The sequence below is a fragment of the Oceanobacillus massiliensis str. N'diop genome, assembly GCF_000285495.1.
Taxonomy (GTDB): Bacteria; Bacillota; Bacilli; order Bacillales; family Amphibacillaceae; genus Oceanobacillus; species Oceanobacillus massiliensis.
In genome coordinates, this window is record NZ_HE610977.1 from 749,216 (window position 1) to 766,187 (window position 16,972).

Sequence of the window (16,972 nt, forward strand, 5' to 3'; positions counted from 1 at the left end):
AGCTTTCTTGAGCAGTAAAAACATAATAAACCAGAAATTAAAGAAATAAGAAAAGGAATGATTGCAAGATAAGGTATAACAATTACCCAGTAAAGTAAATATGTACTTATTGCAAATATAAACCAGCTAACAATTAATAAAAAACTCGAGGCAAATTCTTTTATTGCTTGCAAAGTACCACCTCCCTTTGTATCATTGCTACGGTTACTTGTAAAAATTACTAAATATTATCTTACTTATCAGTTTCTGATTCTAGATCCTTTCCATTACTTATTTCGGCTCCCTCTTTCGTACTGAACCAATTTAACGCCCGTTGCTCAAGTTCCTGGACATATGCCCCTTTTGCTTTACTATACTGACTTGTATGGGTATAATGCCGTGCCAATTCTTCCTTCAGATTACTATAATGCTTTCTCAAATAGTCCCTTACTATGAGATGACGATCAATTTGAGGATTATCATATTGGTATACATGAAGATGATGCGTACGGCTCTCTCCACCTTTACGAAAGAGCCGTCTTCCAGCTATCCCCCACTCACCAGCCGCTTCATAGCCAAGTAATTCCATTTCCTCATTATATTCATCTATTTTTTGGATATCTTTCACCAATCCCAACATATCAATAACAGGTTTTGCCTTCATTTCCGGAACTGAGGTACTTCCGAAATGTTCAAATTTTAGTAGCTCGTTACCAAATGCTGCACTTAATATCTGTACCTCGGTTTCATACATCATTATCCATTTTTCATCATATGCAGATAGTCTGAGTTTCCATTTTCTTCCCTCCTGCTGACTTATTAACGGTAGGTATTCATCATCCAGAGTCCAATATCTTTAAAACCGATTCGTTTATAGATAGCACCTGCTGCAGGATTATCATAAAACAGGCAGAGCTCTTTACCTTCTGCCAAAAGCTCAGTGCAGACTCTCAAGACACACTTGGTTGCATATCCTTTTCCCTTGTATCCCTTCATTGTAGCAACCCCAACAATCATGGCAGATAACGAATTTTCTGCTGTTGTCGAAGCGGTTGATACCATCTTTCCGTCTTCCATTATAAAAAAAGTGCGGGATGTTCCATTTTGCAATCCTCTGCGTTTTCTTTCCGTTGTAATGGTTGTATCTGAGAATTCGGGAATTCCATTCAATAATTCAACGATTGCTTCAGCATCTTCAGGTACAGCTTTCTGTACTTTGGATAACTCTCTGCCATTCGGATTAGATTTTACTTCTATACACTTTGCATAATAGAATTGGCGCTTTCTCTTTAATGGCAGTTTAATATATGGCTCTATCTTATCTGTTATCTCTTTTATACCTGACATCATCTTAAAATGGTTATCGCTGGAGATAATTTCTGCAAATCCTTCTGCATGAAAAGAATCTGTTGCATATGGTATGTAATTTTCCTCATATTTCATTAGGACTGCAATCAGCTCCCCATCCTCATTAAAATCTCCCCATAGCTTTTGGAAATCCTGTTCATAACCATACGCTTCAATATCACCAATAATAAATAAATTTTCAGCACTATTTGTCCGCAATAAATCGAAACATATATCGTGATCCTTTTTTGTCAGCCGTCTTATCATCTTCTCCGCTCCCTCTATTTTTCTAAAATTAGCATTATTCTACAGTAAAAACATTCTTTTGGGAAGAGGCATAGAAGAAATTAGAGCAACACAAAAAAGAGGAAGTCTATTTAACTTCCTCTCATGCTTAATGATATTCATGTACCACCTTGTTGTCAGATGTTTCCATTCTTTCATATTGCAAAAGCTTAAGCCGGAACAAGGTAAGTGGGTCACGGTATTGTTCTGGGTTTTCTCTCATAGTGTTTAGGCTATGTTTGTTTTCTTTCACTTCCTGTTGGGTTTCCTCAACGATTCGATTTAATACTTCAAATGGATTCGCGAAAAACATGTGAACATCTCGGTCCAGTGCGTGCTCAAATAGCTCAAATTGCTGCATGAACCTATCTGTAATCGATTGTGCGGTGCCGCTGTAATCCTTATTTTCGATAAACTGCCTATATTTATTAATGAGTACCCCTTTATTTTGGGAAAATGCGCCAAGCAGCCTCTCCGCACTCTTCATTAATAATTGGGAAGGGTTGGAACGGGTCAGAATAGCTGATTTTTCCAATTGAATACTTCCACGGGTCATTCTGTCTGTGTCCCTGATCCAATCATCCAGGACTTGAAAGTCGCAGGAAAGGGAGAGCTTTTCTTCTCCATACAAATGATTGAAGCTATCGCGTATATCGTCCAAGTATTCTTGAGCGTCCTTTAATTCCTGATTACTTTCCACAATCCAATTTTCCATTGCTTTATGGTAGCTGGTTTGAGCTGTTTCTTCCAAATAAGAATTGATTTTCTGATTCATAGCGTCATTCAGTTTCTTATTAATGTTATCAAAATCAGATTCTTCATCAATCAAATCCGCACAATTCCGAATTAATTCCGGAATCTTGGCCAACAAATCCTCTCTCATTACTGCTTTTATTTCTCTGTATGAACTTTTTAGTGCATTTATTTTCTCATCTTCCATATCCCGCAGCTGGTGGACCGCGCCGGTTAACTTCGTGACCATCTCTTCATTCCATTTTATATTCTCAGCAAGCTGATTTTCCATCTTCACCCTTTTACCTGCAAGATATTCAATGGATTCTTTAACATAATATAGTACTTTTCCGGCACGTTCTTCCTCTAATCTGCTTTCCATCGTTAGCGAATGGAGAAATGTGGATATCTCATCTCTTGCAATACCAGATGATATAGATAGAATCTTGGCATTAGGAAAATAATGATGGATTCTTTTAGTTGTGTCTTCAAGCAATTCACTTTCTGCTTTATTGTTTCTATTTAATAAGAAATGAACAGGCACCATTGGGTTCTTCTCACTGATTGTAACAGCCATATCCAGCTCCTGGCCCGTTAGAGGTGACGCTGCATCCAGTACAAATAACAGTCTATCGGCCATAGGCAGGGATGGGAATGTATCAACCCGTGTCGTGCTTTGACTAGTAATCCTAGGCGAAACAATCAAAGCAAGTTTATTTTGTTCCAGGAACGAAGAAGGTATTTTGCAGCTAATTAGTGTTTGTTGTTTTTTTGCCATTTCCTTCATTTCACCAGTGCCGGAAATCGTAATCGTTTCTTCTTCATTAATGGCATGGTATTCTGCTTCATTCCTGTTTTTAATGAACATTGCTGCTGAAGTGGATGCATCCAGTAAATCATCTTGAAGGAGATTATTCACGATGTCCAAATGCCAGCCTTTGCCTGTCCCGGCTACAAGTAAATGGCTATGTCTAAAGTCGATTAGCTCGTTGAATGTCCATTCAAAACGTTTATCAAGAAATACGCCCTTGTCCAGAGCCCAATTTTTGACGGTTTGAAATAGACGGAGTCCGTCGTCCAAAACATCCAGATGAGCAGAGGACTGGCCTATTTCAGTTTTGGCTAAATCAGTCATCGATACCTCCAAGTCATCCGGAAATAAATCGGACCACGCCAGAAGAGCCGAAGCAGATATCAGTTTATCTGAACCGGAAGAAATTTTCATCCAATTGCTTAGGTAATTTGGAATGATTGGTGACAATTCGCTTATAAGATAATTCCCATCGATCAATGTATTGTATGTTTCATGATAAATTTCCGTAAGCTGATTCCAGCCATAATAATGTGCCGGCTCTTTATCCAGCAGCAGCTGATTGATTTCCTGCAGCCAAGGGAAGAACAAATCCGTTTGTCTGTAGCTTTCCCACTGTGCTGCAGACAGGCTTTCAAAGCTTGCAAGATCAATGTCATATAATGTTTCCAACACTTCCCGGAAATAGCTCGGTTTAATCCCGGCGTTCCGTCCTTCCCTGACATATGTCTCCAGAACAGAAAACCATGATATGGAATGTGTCCGAATGGCTTCATTGCAGGCAAGCTCAATAGCGTTACGATAGTCTTCTCGTTCTTCAAAGAAAGAACGCGCCATATCAGTCACTTCCGGATAATCTGGATTCAGCTCGACTGCATCCTTGATGGATCCTGCTGCCAGTTCAAGCTTACCAAGCCTAACATATAATGAAAAAAGCTGTAGAAGTACTTCCGACTTTAATACGCTAGAATCGGTTTCAATTGCCTTATAATAATCCTCTGCGATTGCGAGCAGGTCCAATTCAAAATGTGCATCGGCAATATTCTTCTGTGCCCATGGAGCCAGTTCATTTGAAATATTTTCCCATTTGAATATTGCTGCTTCATAGTCTTTATATTGAAAATATACTTCTCCCTGAGCGAAGCGAATTGCCGATAAATCAGTCACTTCATTCTGTTGCTCAACCATATACATTTCACCCAGCGCTTCAATCGGATGAACGTTTTCCTTGCTTTCCATGAATGTAATATAGTACGATTTATTGATGAGTTTCTTCTCTAATGTCATTTGGAACCTCCGCTGTCTTATTTAAAGCTTGTTTTCTAAAGATTGTTGTTTTTTGGCAAATAAACTACGAACTGCGACGAAATTTGATAATAAGCTTCATCCACGCTGCAGTTACGCTGCGCTGGTAACTAGTATTATGCTTTTCAACTTCATATTGCTTGAGTTAATCTCACTAAATATTCATTTCAAAATGAGTGAATTCCCGAACGAAGGTTTTCAGTTACTGTTTTTCCCTCAACTGAAAATAAAAAAACAACAATGCTTTCGAAAAGCGCCTATTTTAAAATTATTATACATTAAAGAATGTATTCTTTGTTTCATTTTTATATGTGTGCAATATGAAAAGCATTCTTGCCCTATTTCGATACGGTATAGACTCATTCGTTTGAGAAATACTAACATCAATATTTCGTTAACAGCAAGAAAGGTTGGAGAATATGAAAAAAGTTACATCTGTATTTTGGATCACATTGGCAATAACACTCTCCATTTCTATATGGGGCGTCTTATCTCCCGAAAGTTTTGAAAGTATCTCCAGTGGAATGATGAGTTACATTTCCATTCACTTTGGCTGGTATTATTTATTAGTCGTTACACTATTCGTTGTCGTTTGCTTATATTTGATCTTCAGCCCTTATGGGAAGATTCGACTTGGAAGACATGATGATAAGCCTGAATTTAGTTATCCTTCTTGGTTTGCCATGCTTTTCAGTGCTGGTATGGGAATCGGCCTTGTATTTTACGGAGTTGCTTCGCCGGTTTCGCATTACATAAAGACACCAGCAATGGCTGAAGCGGGTACAACGGAGGCTCTGGAAGATGCCTTGCGCTTGACCTTCTTTCATTATGGCATCCATGCTTGGGCCATTTATGCCATTATCGCCTTAATCATAGCTTATTTCACATTTCGTCACGGTAAAAGAGGCCTAGTCAGTGCTACACTCGAGCCTCTATTCGGAAATAGAATGAACGGACCTTGGGGAAAGACCGTTGATATACTGGCTGTCTTTGCCACCATTGTAGGAGTTGCGACCACGCTTGGCTTTGGCGCAGCACAAATTAATGGAGGTTTGTCCTTCCTGCTCGGAATCGAGAGCACATTTAGAACTCAACTGATCATTATCTTGATTGTGACGGTCTTATTTATGGCTTCTGCCTACTCTGGCTTGAGTAAAGGAATCAAATATTTAAGTAATATCAACATGGCCTTAGCTGCCTTGTTATTCTTAGCTACATTATTCTTAGGCCCTACCCAATACATTCTGAACTCATTAACCCATTCGGTAGGAACATATATCCAGAGTCTGCCTGTAGAAAGCCTCCGTATGGCACCAAATGATCCAGAGGAACGGCAATGGGTCATGGATTGGACTGTTTTCTTCTGGGCATGGTGGATTGCCTGGGCACCATTCGTTGGTATCTTTATTGCCCGGATATCAAGAGGCCGAACTATTAGGGAATTTATTTCCGGCGTATTGATTGTGCCGTCTGTAGTTGGTTTCCTATGGTTCTCCGCATTCGGTATATCGGGAATCAATGCTCAGAAAAATGGAGTGGATATCGCTGGCCTTCCTGACGAACAGGCATTATTTGGATTGTTTGATTCCTTCCCGTTCAGCATTGTTCTATCCATTCTCGCTCTGGCTCTTATCGGTACCTTTTTTATTACATCAGCCGATTCAGCGACCTTCGTTTTAGGAATGCAGACGACAAACGGTTCCTTATCACCAGCAACCTCTGTAAAGTTTGTATGGGGATTTTTCCAGTCGGCAATCGCTGCTGTACTGCTCTATACCGGTGGACTGCAGGCATTGCAGAATGCACTTATCGTTGCCGCCCTGCCATTTTCCTTGATTATGGTTTTCATGGTCATTTCCTTTTATAAGGCATTGCGGAAAGATAGGATTAGAGAAGAGAAAAACCCGAGTAAACATCATTAATGAAAGCAGAAATGCTATATTAGGTTTATGAAGATAGCTGAAGAAAAAAACAACGAGGCTGTCCCAAGTCGGTTAAAGACTAATGGGGACAGCCTCGTTTTATTCTTGCCAAAATCTATTGCTCCGCAAGCAATACGGATGGCTGACAAAAAGATGGTGCCGCTCGATGATGGGTTCCCTGCTCAAAGGAATAGGCTATTTCAAGCAATGCTGGTTCCGTAAAGGCACTGGATGTAAACGTTATGCCAACTGGTTCACCTTCAGCTGAAAACCCTGCCGGTACCGTTATCGATGGGTACCCCGCTTTGGCCGCAATGGACGATCCATAATAGCTCGGAAAGACAATTGCATCCAAATCATGGACCTTTCGTACAGCATCAATCCCATTTTCCCTTGATTGAAAGCCATCCTTCAATAAGCTATCCAGATAAACCGCTTCAGTAAGATTACCACTCGATGCTCCTGCATCAAGCATTATCTTTTGACCATACTTCAGGGCTTTTTCCCCAATCTCTTCATTTTTGCGAATAACATCTTCAATGGAATGGATTCCGTGCTTTGAATCTATTGTATTTAAATAGGCATTCAAGTCACTTTTGAATTCATATAACATGACATTCATATCCCATTCTTCATCTGCAGAAGGTATTTGAATAGGATCGATTACGATTGCTCCAAGTTCTCTTATTTCTTCAATTGCCTTGTCTATAACCTGAACCATCGATTCACTTAAGTTATCGAAATAAGGGCTGCGGGCTACTCCTATTTTCTTCCCCTTCAAACCATCTTTCAAAAGATAGGAAGTGAAATCAATGTGGGTAAGTTCATTGCTAAGGGTGACCTGGTCCTTTTGATCTTCCCCTTGCAGGACATTCAGCAATAATGCCGCATCCTTTACTGTTCTTGCCATTGGTCCTGCAGTATCTTGTGTATGTGAGATAGGGATAATTCCTGAACGGCTGATCAGACCGATTGTAGGTTTAATTCCAACCAATGCATTTTGGCTTGCAGGGCTTAAGATTGATCCAGAAGTTTCCGTACCAACGGAGGCTGCCGCCAAACTGGCTGCGATAGCCGCACCAGATCCCGAACTTGACCCTCCTACTGTAAAATCTTTACCATATGGATTGACGACCTGACCACCTCTTGAACTGTAGCCAGATGGCATATTCTCAGCGATGAAATTTGCCCATTCTGTCAGATTGGTTTTCCCTAGTATAATACCCCCCGCCTTCCGGATTGCTTTTACGACAGTAGCATCTTCCTTCGCATAGGATTCTGCCAAGACAAGGGAGCCTGCACTTGTATGCATTCTATCTGCGGTATCAATGTTATCCTTAATTAATATGGGTATACCGTGCAACGGACCACGGATTCCTTTGGTTTTCCTTTCGTAATCAAGGGCTGCTGCTATCTGAAGTGCTTCCGGATTGATTTCAAGAATCGAATTAATTGCCGGTCCGGATTTATCATAAGCTGCGATTCTATGTAGATACATATAGACTAACTCTTTAGACGTTACTTGATATGCAGTTAATTTTTGCTGTATTTCATCAATGTTTGCTTCGATTAGCCAATCGGACTCCAACTGTGTGCGCTTCATAACATTCCCCTCTCATCAATGAATTTAGAAAGCCATCGATTTCAACATATACCTTTAATTATATATTTTAAAATTTTTCCGTCAATTCACTGTGCTTTTAGCTTGGCTAATTTTTGGTTAACCTTTTATTAGCATTCTATTAGCTTAATCGAGCTAACGCTTCTTTTAATTGAAGCAATTCTTCTGCGGTAAGTGTAACTCCTTTACCCATCTTCTCCTTCTCGGGGGCCCAGTCTCTTAGATCTTACTTAGGATCCCTCCCATTCCAGCTAATTAAATTCAACTCCTTGGTCCATCCTTTCGGGGATTCAGAAAGGACAGCAACTGCTTCCACGATTTCATACTTAAGATCTGCCATTATCAATCGACTCCTTTTCGATATTGTAAGTTAATTTCTATAATTAATCAAAAAAACGATTTACTCTAGAGTTAGAGTTTACAATGAATGAACGATACAGGTTTATAAATTCACACAGTATATGGCAGCCATACTTCCTGTTATTAATCTGGTATATTTGTAAATCTTTCTTTCAACATAACATATGCTACTTTATAAACTTTTTACGGGAGTGCAGGTTGATGAATAATTCACAGAATAGAATCCCCTCCGTTGTTGGCGATAAGCTAATATATTATGGTGGAATGATCTCTACAATCGGAAGTGTCATTTCATTCGTCGGCTCAACCATCATATATGAGAATGATATTATAGGAAGAAATCAAAGCGGGCTTGAAGAAACCGATAGGGCTCTTCAGTTTGAACAAATGCAAAAGCAAATAGATGAAATGCAAAGGAAAATTGACCAGATACAGAACGGGAGAAGTCCTATATAAAATTATAGATTTCCCCTGTTCATTCCAATCTTTGGTCACAAATGGAATGAAGTGGGCAGCCCTTGCAGATTGGACTGGACTTACAGTGGACTTTTGCATGTTCGACGAGTAGTGCATGATACTCATTATACTGTTGCAGATGACTTGGTAATTGCTTTTCTACATCTAATCGAAACCCATCATAGGCTGTGGGCATATCATAACCGATTCTGTAGAAGATTCTCCTTGCGTACGCATCAACGACAAATATCGGCTTGTCAAACGCATACAAAAGCATAACATCTGCAGTCTCTTTGCCAATCCCATTCACTTTCAAAAGTTCGTATCTTAATTGATTACTGTCCATCTTTTTGATTTCTTCTATATTGTAATGGTACCGTTTAAACCAATTCATAAATGCTTTAATTCGCTTTGCTTTTATATTAAAATAGCCGCTTGATCTTATTAACTGTGCAAGCTCATCGATAGAAAGTTCTTCAATTAATTCAGGCCTTAGATAGGGTCTTAATTGCAATAATGCCTTGTCCACGTTCTTCCAATTTGTATTCTGCACCAGTATGGAACCAATCATCATTTCAAACGGACTGTCTGCAGGCCACCAGTTTTGAGGACCATAATATTCATATAGTTTTTCATAGATGGATTGGAAGTTCTGCTGCATCGGTGTTCCTCCTGTTATATATTGTGTATTGCTGCATGGATAGTGAGGATGCTTATCCTATTCCCATACTAAATCAAATTCATTCCCATACTAAATCAAATTCATTCCCATAACAGTAAAAATCAAGTAAACTCGTCCTTAACATGTAATTTGAGGAGAAATAGAATGACGAAGGTTTTTAGTGATATTATACAATTTCGTGGGAATCATTATGAATTCGGATATATGCAAGGTGAATTGCTAAAGGATACTCCCATTTTGCCAAATCGCCGAAAGCAATGGGATTCTCGATGGAGGCATTTTCTTTTTGAAGAAAGGGAGGTGCACGCGGCCTTTTCCCAATTCGCTCCAGGCATCTGGGAAGAGATACATGGTTTAGCTGACGCATTATCTATGGATTTTCAGGATGCCATAAGGGAATTTGGAGGCTATTATTATGAATATGGACGCAGCGGCTGTTCCATTTTTACGGATTCAGATTATCTGGTACGCAACTATGATAACGACCCCATTTCCTATGAAGGAAGGTATGTCCTTTACCAGCCGACAGATCAAGGCTATGCATTTATCGGTCCTTCCATGCAGATAACTGGACGGACAGATGGGATGAATGAGAAGGGACTGGCAATGGGCTATAACTTTGTTAATCGCAAAAAGTCTGATGATGGATTTCTCTGTAATATGGTAGGGCGTATTGTACTTGAAACCTGTGCAACGGTCGAGGAAGCCGCACTACTCTTGAAGGAAATACCGCATCGCCACTCTTTCAGCTATGTGCTGCTCGATCAGACCGGAGTATCTGTTGTCGCTGAGGTTTCCCCTCGTAATGTAAGCATCCGGGAAGCGAATGTGTGTACCAATCATTTCGAACAATTAACCGAAGAAAACCGTTACCAGATGGATGATTCCATCCGAAGGCAGCAAGTACTGGAAACAAAAGCGGGGCATGGGTCAAATCCGTATGAAGGTTATCGTTTATTAAACGATACGGACAAGGGAATCTTTTCTAAAAAATATGGAGCGTGGGCGGGTACCATTCATACAACAGCCTACCTGCCAAAGGATAGGAAGGCTTGGATAGCACTTGGCGGAGATCGGCGTCCGCTCATCTTGGATTTTGAAAAATGGCTTCAAGGCGAGAAGCTTCATTTTACAAAAATTAGAGGAGAATTGGACGCAGCGACCGGTTTCATAAACGCCTAAATCAATACATAAAATAGACGGTCATCCTCATGTGCAAAGACATCAGGGGATGACGAGACATTAAAATGTGCTGAACCAGTATCCGATTACCGTTCCTGCGTAGTTACCGATAATATAGCCGAGGGTCCCAACGATCAATATGGGTGCTACCAGCCTGCTCCATCCTTTTGAAATTGCCATTGCTGCCGCAGTTGTCGGACCACCGATATTGGCATTACTTGCGAGTATAATCTCTTCCAGGTTGAATTTGAATATCTTGCCAAATACAAACGATGCGATCATATTCATACCTACCATGATTAGAACAAAAACTAGCAATAAAGGTGCGTTTTGCAAAATGATCGGCAATGAAGCGGGTACCCCAATCACAACAAAGAATATGTAAATCAAATATGTACCTATCTCCTGGGCACCTTTAATCCGCTCAAAATATCTTGAAAAGACAGTCACAGATATAAGCGTTATCGTTGTCAGCATCAGATAATTATCACCAAGTGCTGCATTTAATATATGGAAGATAAAGTTCACGTCGCTCCCTGATGGAATGATTGCTGAAAATAATTCCGCAAGCTTGAAGGACACAGCAACCAGTACAAAGGCCGTACCAATTGAAAAAGCAATATCTTTTAAGGAAATCTCCTTCCCTTTCCAATAGGCAGCAGCTTGATTTTCGTTTCCTTCCCCATTCTGTTCTACTTCATTTATATGCGGTGTGCCAAATTTGCTCCTAAAGAACCGCATTGCCGGCATTGCCATTAATGCGAGAAAATATAATGCCATCATCATATTGTCCGCTACTACAGTAGATGAAACGACTTCTCCCGGCGTTTCAAAACGAGCAGATAATGCTGCCAGGTTAACACTTCCCCCAATATAAGATCCTGTCATCATACCGCCAATCTTATCGAGACCCGGAATGATATCCTTCAATAAAAAAAATCCGACAATAGCTCCAAAAACTGTGCCGATTGAACTAAGCAGGAACATAATAAGAAGCCGACCGCTCTCATTCCAGATTTTCAAAATATTGGATTGAAAAAGCAACAGTGGCAGGGCCAATGGAACAACATAACTCCAAACGGCATCATATACCGGCGCTGCTGTCGGTATAATGTTAAGATTTGCCAGAAGCATCGCTCCAACCAAGGCTATAATCGCTCCGGATAATTTAGATGCCCAGCTATACTTCTGTTCCAGATGAATGCTGACAGCTGCCCAACCAGCAAGAAAAGCCCATAACAACCATGTATCATCTGTTTGTATAAGAGAAAATAAATACATCAATTCCCACCTCATCCATTTTTTCAACGTTCCTGCTACTTGGACGCATCTTTAATCCGTTTAAATATATTTTTTAATTATACAGAAAAATAGATTCCACCTCAAATTAAATTAAGGAAATACTAATTAAGGGTAGTGATTTCATTCTAAGTCAAAAGCTTTACATCTATATCTAAAAGGATTATTCTTTTAATATCAAAGAGAAATTAATGCAAGAAATAAATATCGCTTTATACAGCAAGGAGGAACCATTAATGACAATGAAAAAAACATTAACACTAGCAGGATCTGACGCAAGCGGAGGAGCAGGTATCGCAGCTGATCTTAAAACATTCCAGGAGCTCGATGTATATGGAATGACCGCCCTTACTTCTATCGTAACGATGAATCCTGAGGGATGGGGACATAATGTAACACCGATCGATGCAGATGTAGTAGAACAACAATTGGATACAATCTTATCTGTTGGTGTGGATGCAATGAAATCAGGTATGCTTGGTTCTGTAGATATTATTAAGCTCGGCGCTAAAAAAATCGACGAATATAATATTGATCAATATGTACTCGATCCAGTCATGGTTTGCAAAGGTGAAGATGAAGTGCTTCAGCCTGAGAATACCGATGCAATGCGTGAATATCTGCTTCCACGTGCTTTAGTAACTACGCCAAACCTTTTTGAAGCCGGACAATTAGCCAAAACTGGCCCACTGAAAACCATTGATGACATGAAAAAAGCAGCAGTTAAAATTCATGAGCTCGGAGCTGAAAATGTTGTTATCAAGGGCGGTAAAGCGCTTGACCATGAGAAAGCCATTGATTTGTTCTACGACGGAAAAGACTTCGAGATTCTGGAACGCGATAAAGTGGATACAACTTATAACCATGGAGCAGGCTGTACATTTGCCGCAGCTATCACCGCAAACCTCGCACAAGGTAAATCGGTAAAAGAATCTGTACTGGTCGCAAAAGATTTTGTCACTGCAGCAATTGCAAATGGCTGGAAACTGAACCAATATGTTGGTCCGGTCATGCATGGTGCATATAACAAAGTAACAAACTAAACCTTTTTCTTTCACCCTTGGACAGCCAGCTCTGCTGCCAAGGGTTTTATTATGGCTTTTTCATTATCATCTTTCCCCTAGCTTCACTTCATAAAAATGGAGCAATCCCTAGCGATGCTTTTAGGACTGCTCCTCATCTTTTCCTTACTTTATTTTAATTCCTCTGCCTGATTCTCTGTCCTTTAAAAAGAAAGATAGTGCAAGTCCGACAATAGCGATAACTCCAGCCACCATAAAGGATATATTTACACCATGAATCATTCCCAGCACACCTTCTTCAGGGATTGCTGCAGTAGTCATGATGGTAATTGGCAATGCCGTTCCAATCGCACCTGAAACTTGACGAAGTGTATTGTTAACTGCTGTTCCATGTGCCATCAATTCCATTGGAAGTACATTTAAACCGGCAGTTGTTACTGGCATCATTGCCATGGCGACACCTAGCATTCTGATTGCATGAACAGCTGAGATATACATAAATGATGTTTCCTCTGTCAGAAACGCAAACATGAAGGTTGTTACAACAATTAACCCCAAACCGATAATCGCCAAATATTTTGCTCCATATAAATCAAACAGCTTCCCTGAAAATGGATTCATAATTCCTTGCAGAACAGCCCCGGCCAGGAGTGCCAGACCAGATTCAAATGCAGAGAATCCGAGCATCGTTTGCATGTATAGCGGCAGCATGACTGCTGCTCCTATCATCACCATAAAAGTAATCATTCCAAGGATAGTTGAGATCGTAAAAACTTTGTACTTAAATACTCTGAATTCCAGGATTGGCTGTTTCAAATTAAACTGTCTTAAAACAAACCATAATATCATCATTGCTCCAACAACCATGGAAATGATTACTTGTCCGCTTGACCAGCCAGCACTGCCGGCAATGCTGAATCCGTAAAGCAACCCGCCAAATCCCAGTGTCGACAATATGATTGATAGTAAATCCAGCTTAGGAAATGTTCGTGTAGTAATATTTTTCAGAATACGTAAGCAATAATAATATCAATTATTGCGATAGGTAAAATCATAAAAAATAACGTTCTCCACGGAAAATGTTCAACAATATAACCTGATAAGGTTGGTCCAATTGCTGGCGCAAATGAAATTACCAGTCCAAATAATCCCATTGCAGTACCGCGTTTTTCAATAGGATAGATCAACATCAGAATCGTCTGCATTAAGGGCATAATAATACCAGCACCTGCCGCTTGAAGAATCCTCCCAGACAGCAGAAATGTAAAGCTAGGAGCAATCGCACATACAAGAGTTCCCGCAGTAAATAGAGCCATTGCCGTCAGAAAGAGGCTTCGTGTTGTATAAGTTCCAATAAGAAACGCTGTAATGGGTATCATAATTCCGTTTACAAGCATAAATATGGATTGTAGCCATTGGACTGTATTGGCATCCAAATGTAAATCGTCCATTATGTGAGGCAGTGCTGTCCCTAATAATGTCTGATTTAATATCGCCACAAAAGCCCCCGATATGAGCACGAGCATGATAGGTGTTCTCTTTATAGGCGCTTCTGAACCTACTGTATTCATAGTTTTCCCTTCTTTCTATTGCATTGCTACCGAATATATTGCATTGAAAAACAATATTTTCAGCACATTGAGATCAAAATCCAATCTTTATGTAAGTTTTATTTACATAAATTATTATATTTTTTAATTAATGTTAGATAATCTAACAGTATAGATGACAAATAATTCAAATTAATTTAAAATAACCAATAACAATTAATCCATGGACAGTACTGCTAATGTTTGCCGCACCCTTTGCATTTCTCAAATATACCGGTTCAACATTAAACTTTATTGGATACTGGAGGTGCTGGTTGATGAACAATCAACTTCGACACGCTGTTGAGGAAGCGAAAAAGTTTTATATCCAAAAACTTTCTGATGCAGGTATATTAAGTAAAACCGATGAAGATTATACATTGATTCCATTAAGTGAGCTGGAAAATATGTATAAAAGCCACAAACAGATAGAAGAGACCTAATTATGATTATTTTCCATCTAGTAATAGGGAAACAGGAATGGAATCCTATATTACTTCCAACCTAAACAGAAATAAACTAGAAATCTTAAAAATGAGAGTCGAGGGAGAAGGATATTTTGGCTTCATATAGAGATAAGAAAGTAATTACAATTGGCATTGTACATGAGTTAACCGGATTATCAGAAAGAAGAATACGTTATTATGAAGAGCGCGGTCTTATCTTTCCGGAAAGAACCACACGCGGTACAAGAAAATATTCCTTTTCAGATATTGAACTGCTTATTAAAATAGCCAATAAACGTGAGGAAGGTGTCCAAACGAATGAAATTAAAAAGGATATGTTAAACGAAAGAAAGAAAAAAGCCATCCACGAAGGTATTATCCAAGGTCAAATAAACGCCCATTTCAAGAGCACCAATAGGCAAGTATAAGATTGTACTGCATTCCTATGCTTTTGAGAGAGCAGGAACAACCTTTATTTTATATTACTCCCCCCGAAATAACTCTAAATGAAACGAAGGCTTTCCTTGTCATAATAGTCTTTGTTTCTCTCCTCTTTTCATACCCTTTTCCAGTTTAATAAAACATATAAAAGGACCCTGCATTTGCAGACTTCTTCAAATCGTTTGTGTTTACTTCAAAGCTATATTGGTAATATTACTAAATAGAATACAACTTGAGAGGTGAACAGAATGTACAAGAAGTCAATCGGATTAATCCTGGTCTCTTTATTGGTACTAGCACTTGCTGCCTGTGGAGGAAATGAAAGCGGAAATGAAGAATCTAATTCTGAAGGAACAGGTCCAGCCGAATCCACAGGGGATGGTACACCAACCGATTCAGGACAGTCGGAAACCACTGAAAACGACAGCACAGTGTCCAACAGTAACAAATATACGTATCAATTTACCAGTTTTGATCTAGAAGCAGACATTGAAGATTCTAATGACGCAGTGGAAGTTGATTACGAAATGGATTCAGATGATTCCGAAGCGTCTTATCTTGATAAAATCCAGGGTATTCGATTAAATGGAGATGAAGCTATGGAAGAACTATCCAACATCTTTTCTTCCTTTGAATTTGATCAGGATACCCCTAACGAGGAAGTATTGAATGCAGTAATGGATGGATTTAACATTCCTGATGACGCAAAGAATGTCGATCTTGAGATCAATTTTGCAGATGGAACGGAAAAAGATTATAAGCAATGATCACCTAACTTGGCTAACCCCCACACAAAAAACAGACCTGAGCTGATAAAGCTCCGGTCTGTTTTTGGATGATTACACTGTCGGGCAGTTGAAACCTTCCTGATCTAGCAATGTCTGCCCACCATCCCTAGATCTACTACCTATTAAAAAAAGGCTGTTTTCTCAAAGTTTGTTGTTTTTACATAAAATATATATATTGCGACGTAACTTGATGATGAGCTTATCTTCACTCCGGAAATACACCGCGCTTTCCACGGGCTCGCGCTAAGCCAGGGTACGACTTGCAATTGCTTCTTTGTTCCCTTGAACCGAGGAAGCATACTGCGAAGCGTAACTAGAAGACGCAGGTGCATCTAGTGGGGTCTTAGCATCTTCGCTTTTCCCGCAGGACAAGGAATGCTTCGTCAGCAATGCAATTTCAAGGAGTCTCCGTGTATTTCCTCCACTAAGATAAAGCTTTCTGAATCAATTTGCTCATATTCGATTATTAAGCTGATTGATTGTAGCGCAGGGCAGTCGACTCCAGCGGGAATAGCAACGGCTGAAGATCCCGCAGGAAGCGGGTTTCTTCCGAGGAAGCTGAAGCGGTGCCCGCGGAAAGCGACTGCCCGGAGCGGAAATCGGCCGGAACAGTTATCGGGTTTACTGACTGCCTTCTTTATTGAATAAATCCAGAGTTAGAAATAACAACAATACTTACGTAAAGAGCCTAAAAAAATGAAAGCC

At 39.8% G+C, this 16,972-nt stretch carries 13 protein-coding genes and 2 pseudogenes; 7 read left to right on the top strand and 8 right to left on the bottom strand.

Annotated features, from left to right (window positions below):
- Nucleotides 1–232: 232 nt before the first annotated feature.
- The 3 genes from OMHG_RS09205 to OMHG_RS09215 form a co-directional block, all read right to left on the bottom strand.
- Nucleotides 233–799 carry a GrpB family protein gene (locus tag OMHG_RS09205; RefSeq protein ID WP_261796327.1) on the bottom strand — a complete coding sequence of 189 codons (567 nt, stop codon included), beginning with the start codon at nt 797–799 and terminating at the stop codon, nt 233–235.
- Nucleotides 799–1,593, bottom strand: a complete 795-nt coding sequence (locus OMHG_RS09210; protein ID WP_010650305.1) for a GNAT family N-acetyltransferase — start codon at nt 1,591–1,593, stop codon at nt 799–801. The genes OMHG_RS09205 and OMHG_RS09210 overlap by 1 nt, the downstream gene beginning before the upstream one ends.
- A 127-nt stretch (nt 1,594–1,720) precedes the next feature.
- Entirely contained in the window at nt 1,721–4,441 is a 2,721-nt protein-coding gene (locus tag OMHG_RS09215) for a P-loop NTPase family protein (RefSeq protein WP_010650306.1), read from the bottom strand.
- Between the two features lie 437 nt (nt 4,442–4,878).
- Here OMHG_RS09215 and OMHG_RS09220 point away from each other — a divergent pair, with 437 nt between their 5' ends.
- The gene (locus tag OMHG_RS09220; RefSeq protein ID WP_010650307.1) at nt 4,879–6,381 is read left to right on the top strand and encodes a glycine betaine uptake BCCT transporter; all 1,503 of its coding nucleotides are present in this window, start codon (nt 4,879–4,881) and stop codon (nt 6,379–6,381) included.
- A 115-nt stretch (nt 6,382–6,496) separates the two neighbouring features.
- Here the strand turns inward: OMHG_RS09220 and OMHG_RS09225 are convergent, their stop codons facing one another.
- Together OMHG_RS09225 and OMHG_RS09230 are read right to left on the bottom strand one after the other, a co-directional pair.
- Nucleotides 6,497–7,984, bottom strand: a complete 1,488-nt coding sequence (locus tag OMHG_RS09225; RefSeq protein WP_010650309.1) for an amidase family protein — start codon at nt 7,982–7,984, stop codon at nt 6,497–6,499.
- 139 nt (nt 7,985–8,123) lie between these two features.
- A pseudogene (locus OMHG_RS09230) lies at nt 8,124–8,342 on the bottom strand (YdbC family protein).
- 221 nt (nt 8,343–8,563) lie between these two features.
- Here OMHG_RS09230 and OMHG_RS09235 point away from each other — a divergent pair.
- Nucleotides 8,564–8,818 carry a hypothetical protein gene (locus OMHG_RS09235; protein ID WP_010650312.1) on the top strand — a complete coding sequence of 85 codons (255 nt, stop codon included), beginning with the start codon at nt 8,564–8,566 and terminating at the stop codon, nt 8,816–8,818.
- Nucleotides 8,819–8,837: 19 nt separating this feature from the next.
- Here the strand turns inward: OMHG_RS09235 and OMHG_RS09240 are convergent, their stop codons facing one another.
- The gene (locus tag OMHG_RS09240; protein ID WP_010650313.1) at nt 8,838–9,479 is read right to left on the bottom strand and encodes an endonuclease III domain-containing protein; all 642 of its coding nucleotides are present in this window, start codon (nt 9,477–9,479) and stop codon (nt 8,838–8,840) included.
- A 165-nt stretch (nt 9,480–9,644) separates the two neighbouring features.
- Between OMHG_RS09240 and OMHG_RS09245 the strand changes: the two genes are divergently transcribed.
- The gene (locus OMHG_RS09245) at nt 9,645–10,682 is read left to right on the top strand and encodes a C45 family autoproteolytic acyltransferase/hydrolase (protein WP_010650316.1); all 1,038 of its coding nucleotides are present in this window, start codon (nt 9,645–9,647) and stop codon (nt 10,680–10,682) included.
- A gap of 60 nt (nt 10,683–10,742) precedes the next feature.
- Here OMHG_RS09245 and OMHG_RS09250 read toward each other — a convergent pair whose 3' ends face one another.
- Nucleotides 10,743–11,963 carry a DUF819 family protein gene (locus OMHG_RS09250; protein WP_010650318.1) on the bottom strand — a complete coding sequence of 407 codons (1,221 nt, stop codon included), beginning with the start codon at nt 11,961–11,963 and terminating at the stop codon, nt 10,743–10,745.
- A gap of 254 nt (nt 11,964–12,217) precedes the next feature.
- Here OMHG_RS09250 and pdxK point away from each other — a divergent pair, with 254 nt between their 5' ends.
- Nucleotides 12,218–13,024: a pyridoxine/pyridoxal/pyridoxamine kinase gene (gene pdxK / locus OMHG_RS09255; RefSeq protein WP_010650319.1), complete on the top strand. Its 807-nt coding sequence runs from the start codon at nt 12,218–12,220 to the stop codon at nt 13,022–13,024.
- Nucleotides 13,025–13,168: 144 nt separating this feature from the next.
- On the opposite strand, the pseudogene OMHG_RS09260 reads toward pdxK, so the two are convergent.
- A pseudogene (locus OMHG_RS09260) lies at nt 13,169–14,574 on the bottom strand (MDR family MFS transporter).
- A gap of 296 nt (nt 14,575–14,870) precedes the next feature.
- Between OMHG_RS09260 and fbpA the strand changes: the two are divergent.
- From fbpA to OMHG_RS17525, 3 genes are all read left to right on the top strand, one after another.
- A complete protein-coding gene (gene fbpA / locus OMHG_RS18310) occupies nt 14,871–15,035 on the top strand; it encodes a Fur-regulated basic protein FbpA (RefSeq protein WP_147629037.1) in 165 nt (54 codons plus the stop codon).
- A 116-nt stretch (nt 15,036–15,151) separates the two neighbouring features.
- Nucleotides 15,152–15,466: a MerR family transcriptional regulator gene (locus OMHG_RS09265; protein ID WP_010650320.1), complete on the top strand. Its 315-nt coding sequence runs from the start codon at nt 15,152–15,154 to the stop codon at nt 15,464–15,466.
- A 261-nt stretch (nt 15,467–15,727) separates the two neighbouring features.
- The gene (locus OMHG_RS17525; protein WP_010650322.1) at nt 15,728–16,246 is read left to right on the top strand and encodes a YusW family protein; all 519 of its coding nucleotides are present in this window, start codon (nt 15,728–15,730) and stop codon (nt 16,244–16,246) included.
- Nucleotides 16,247–16,972: the final 726 nt, after the last annotated feature.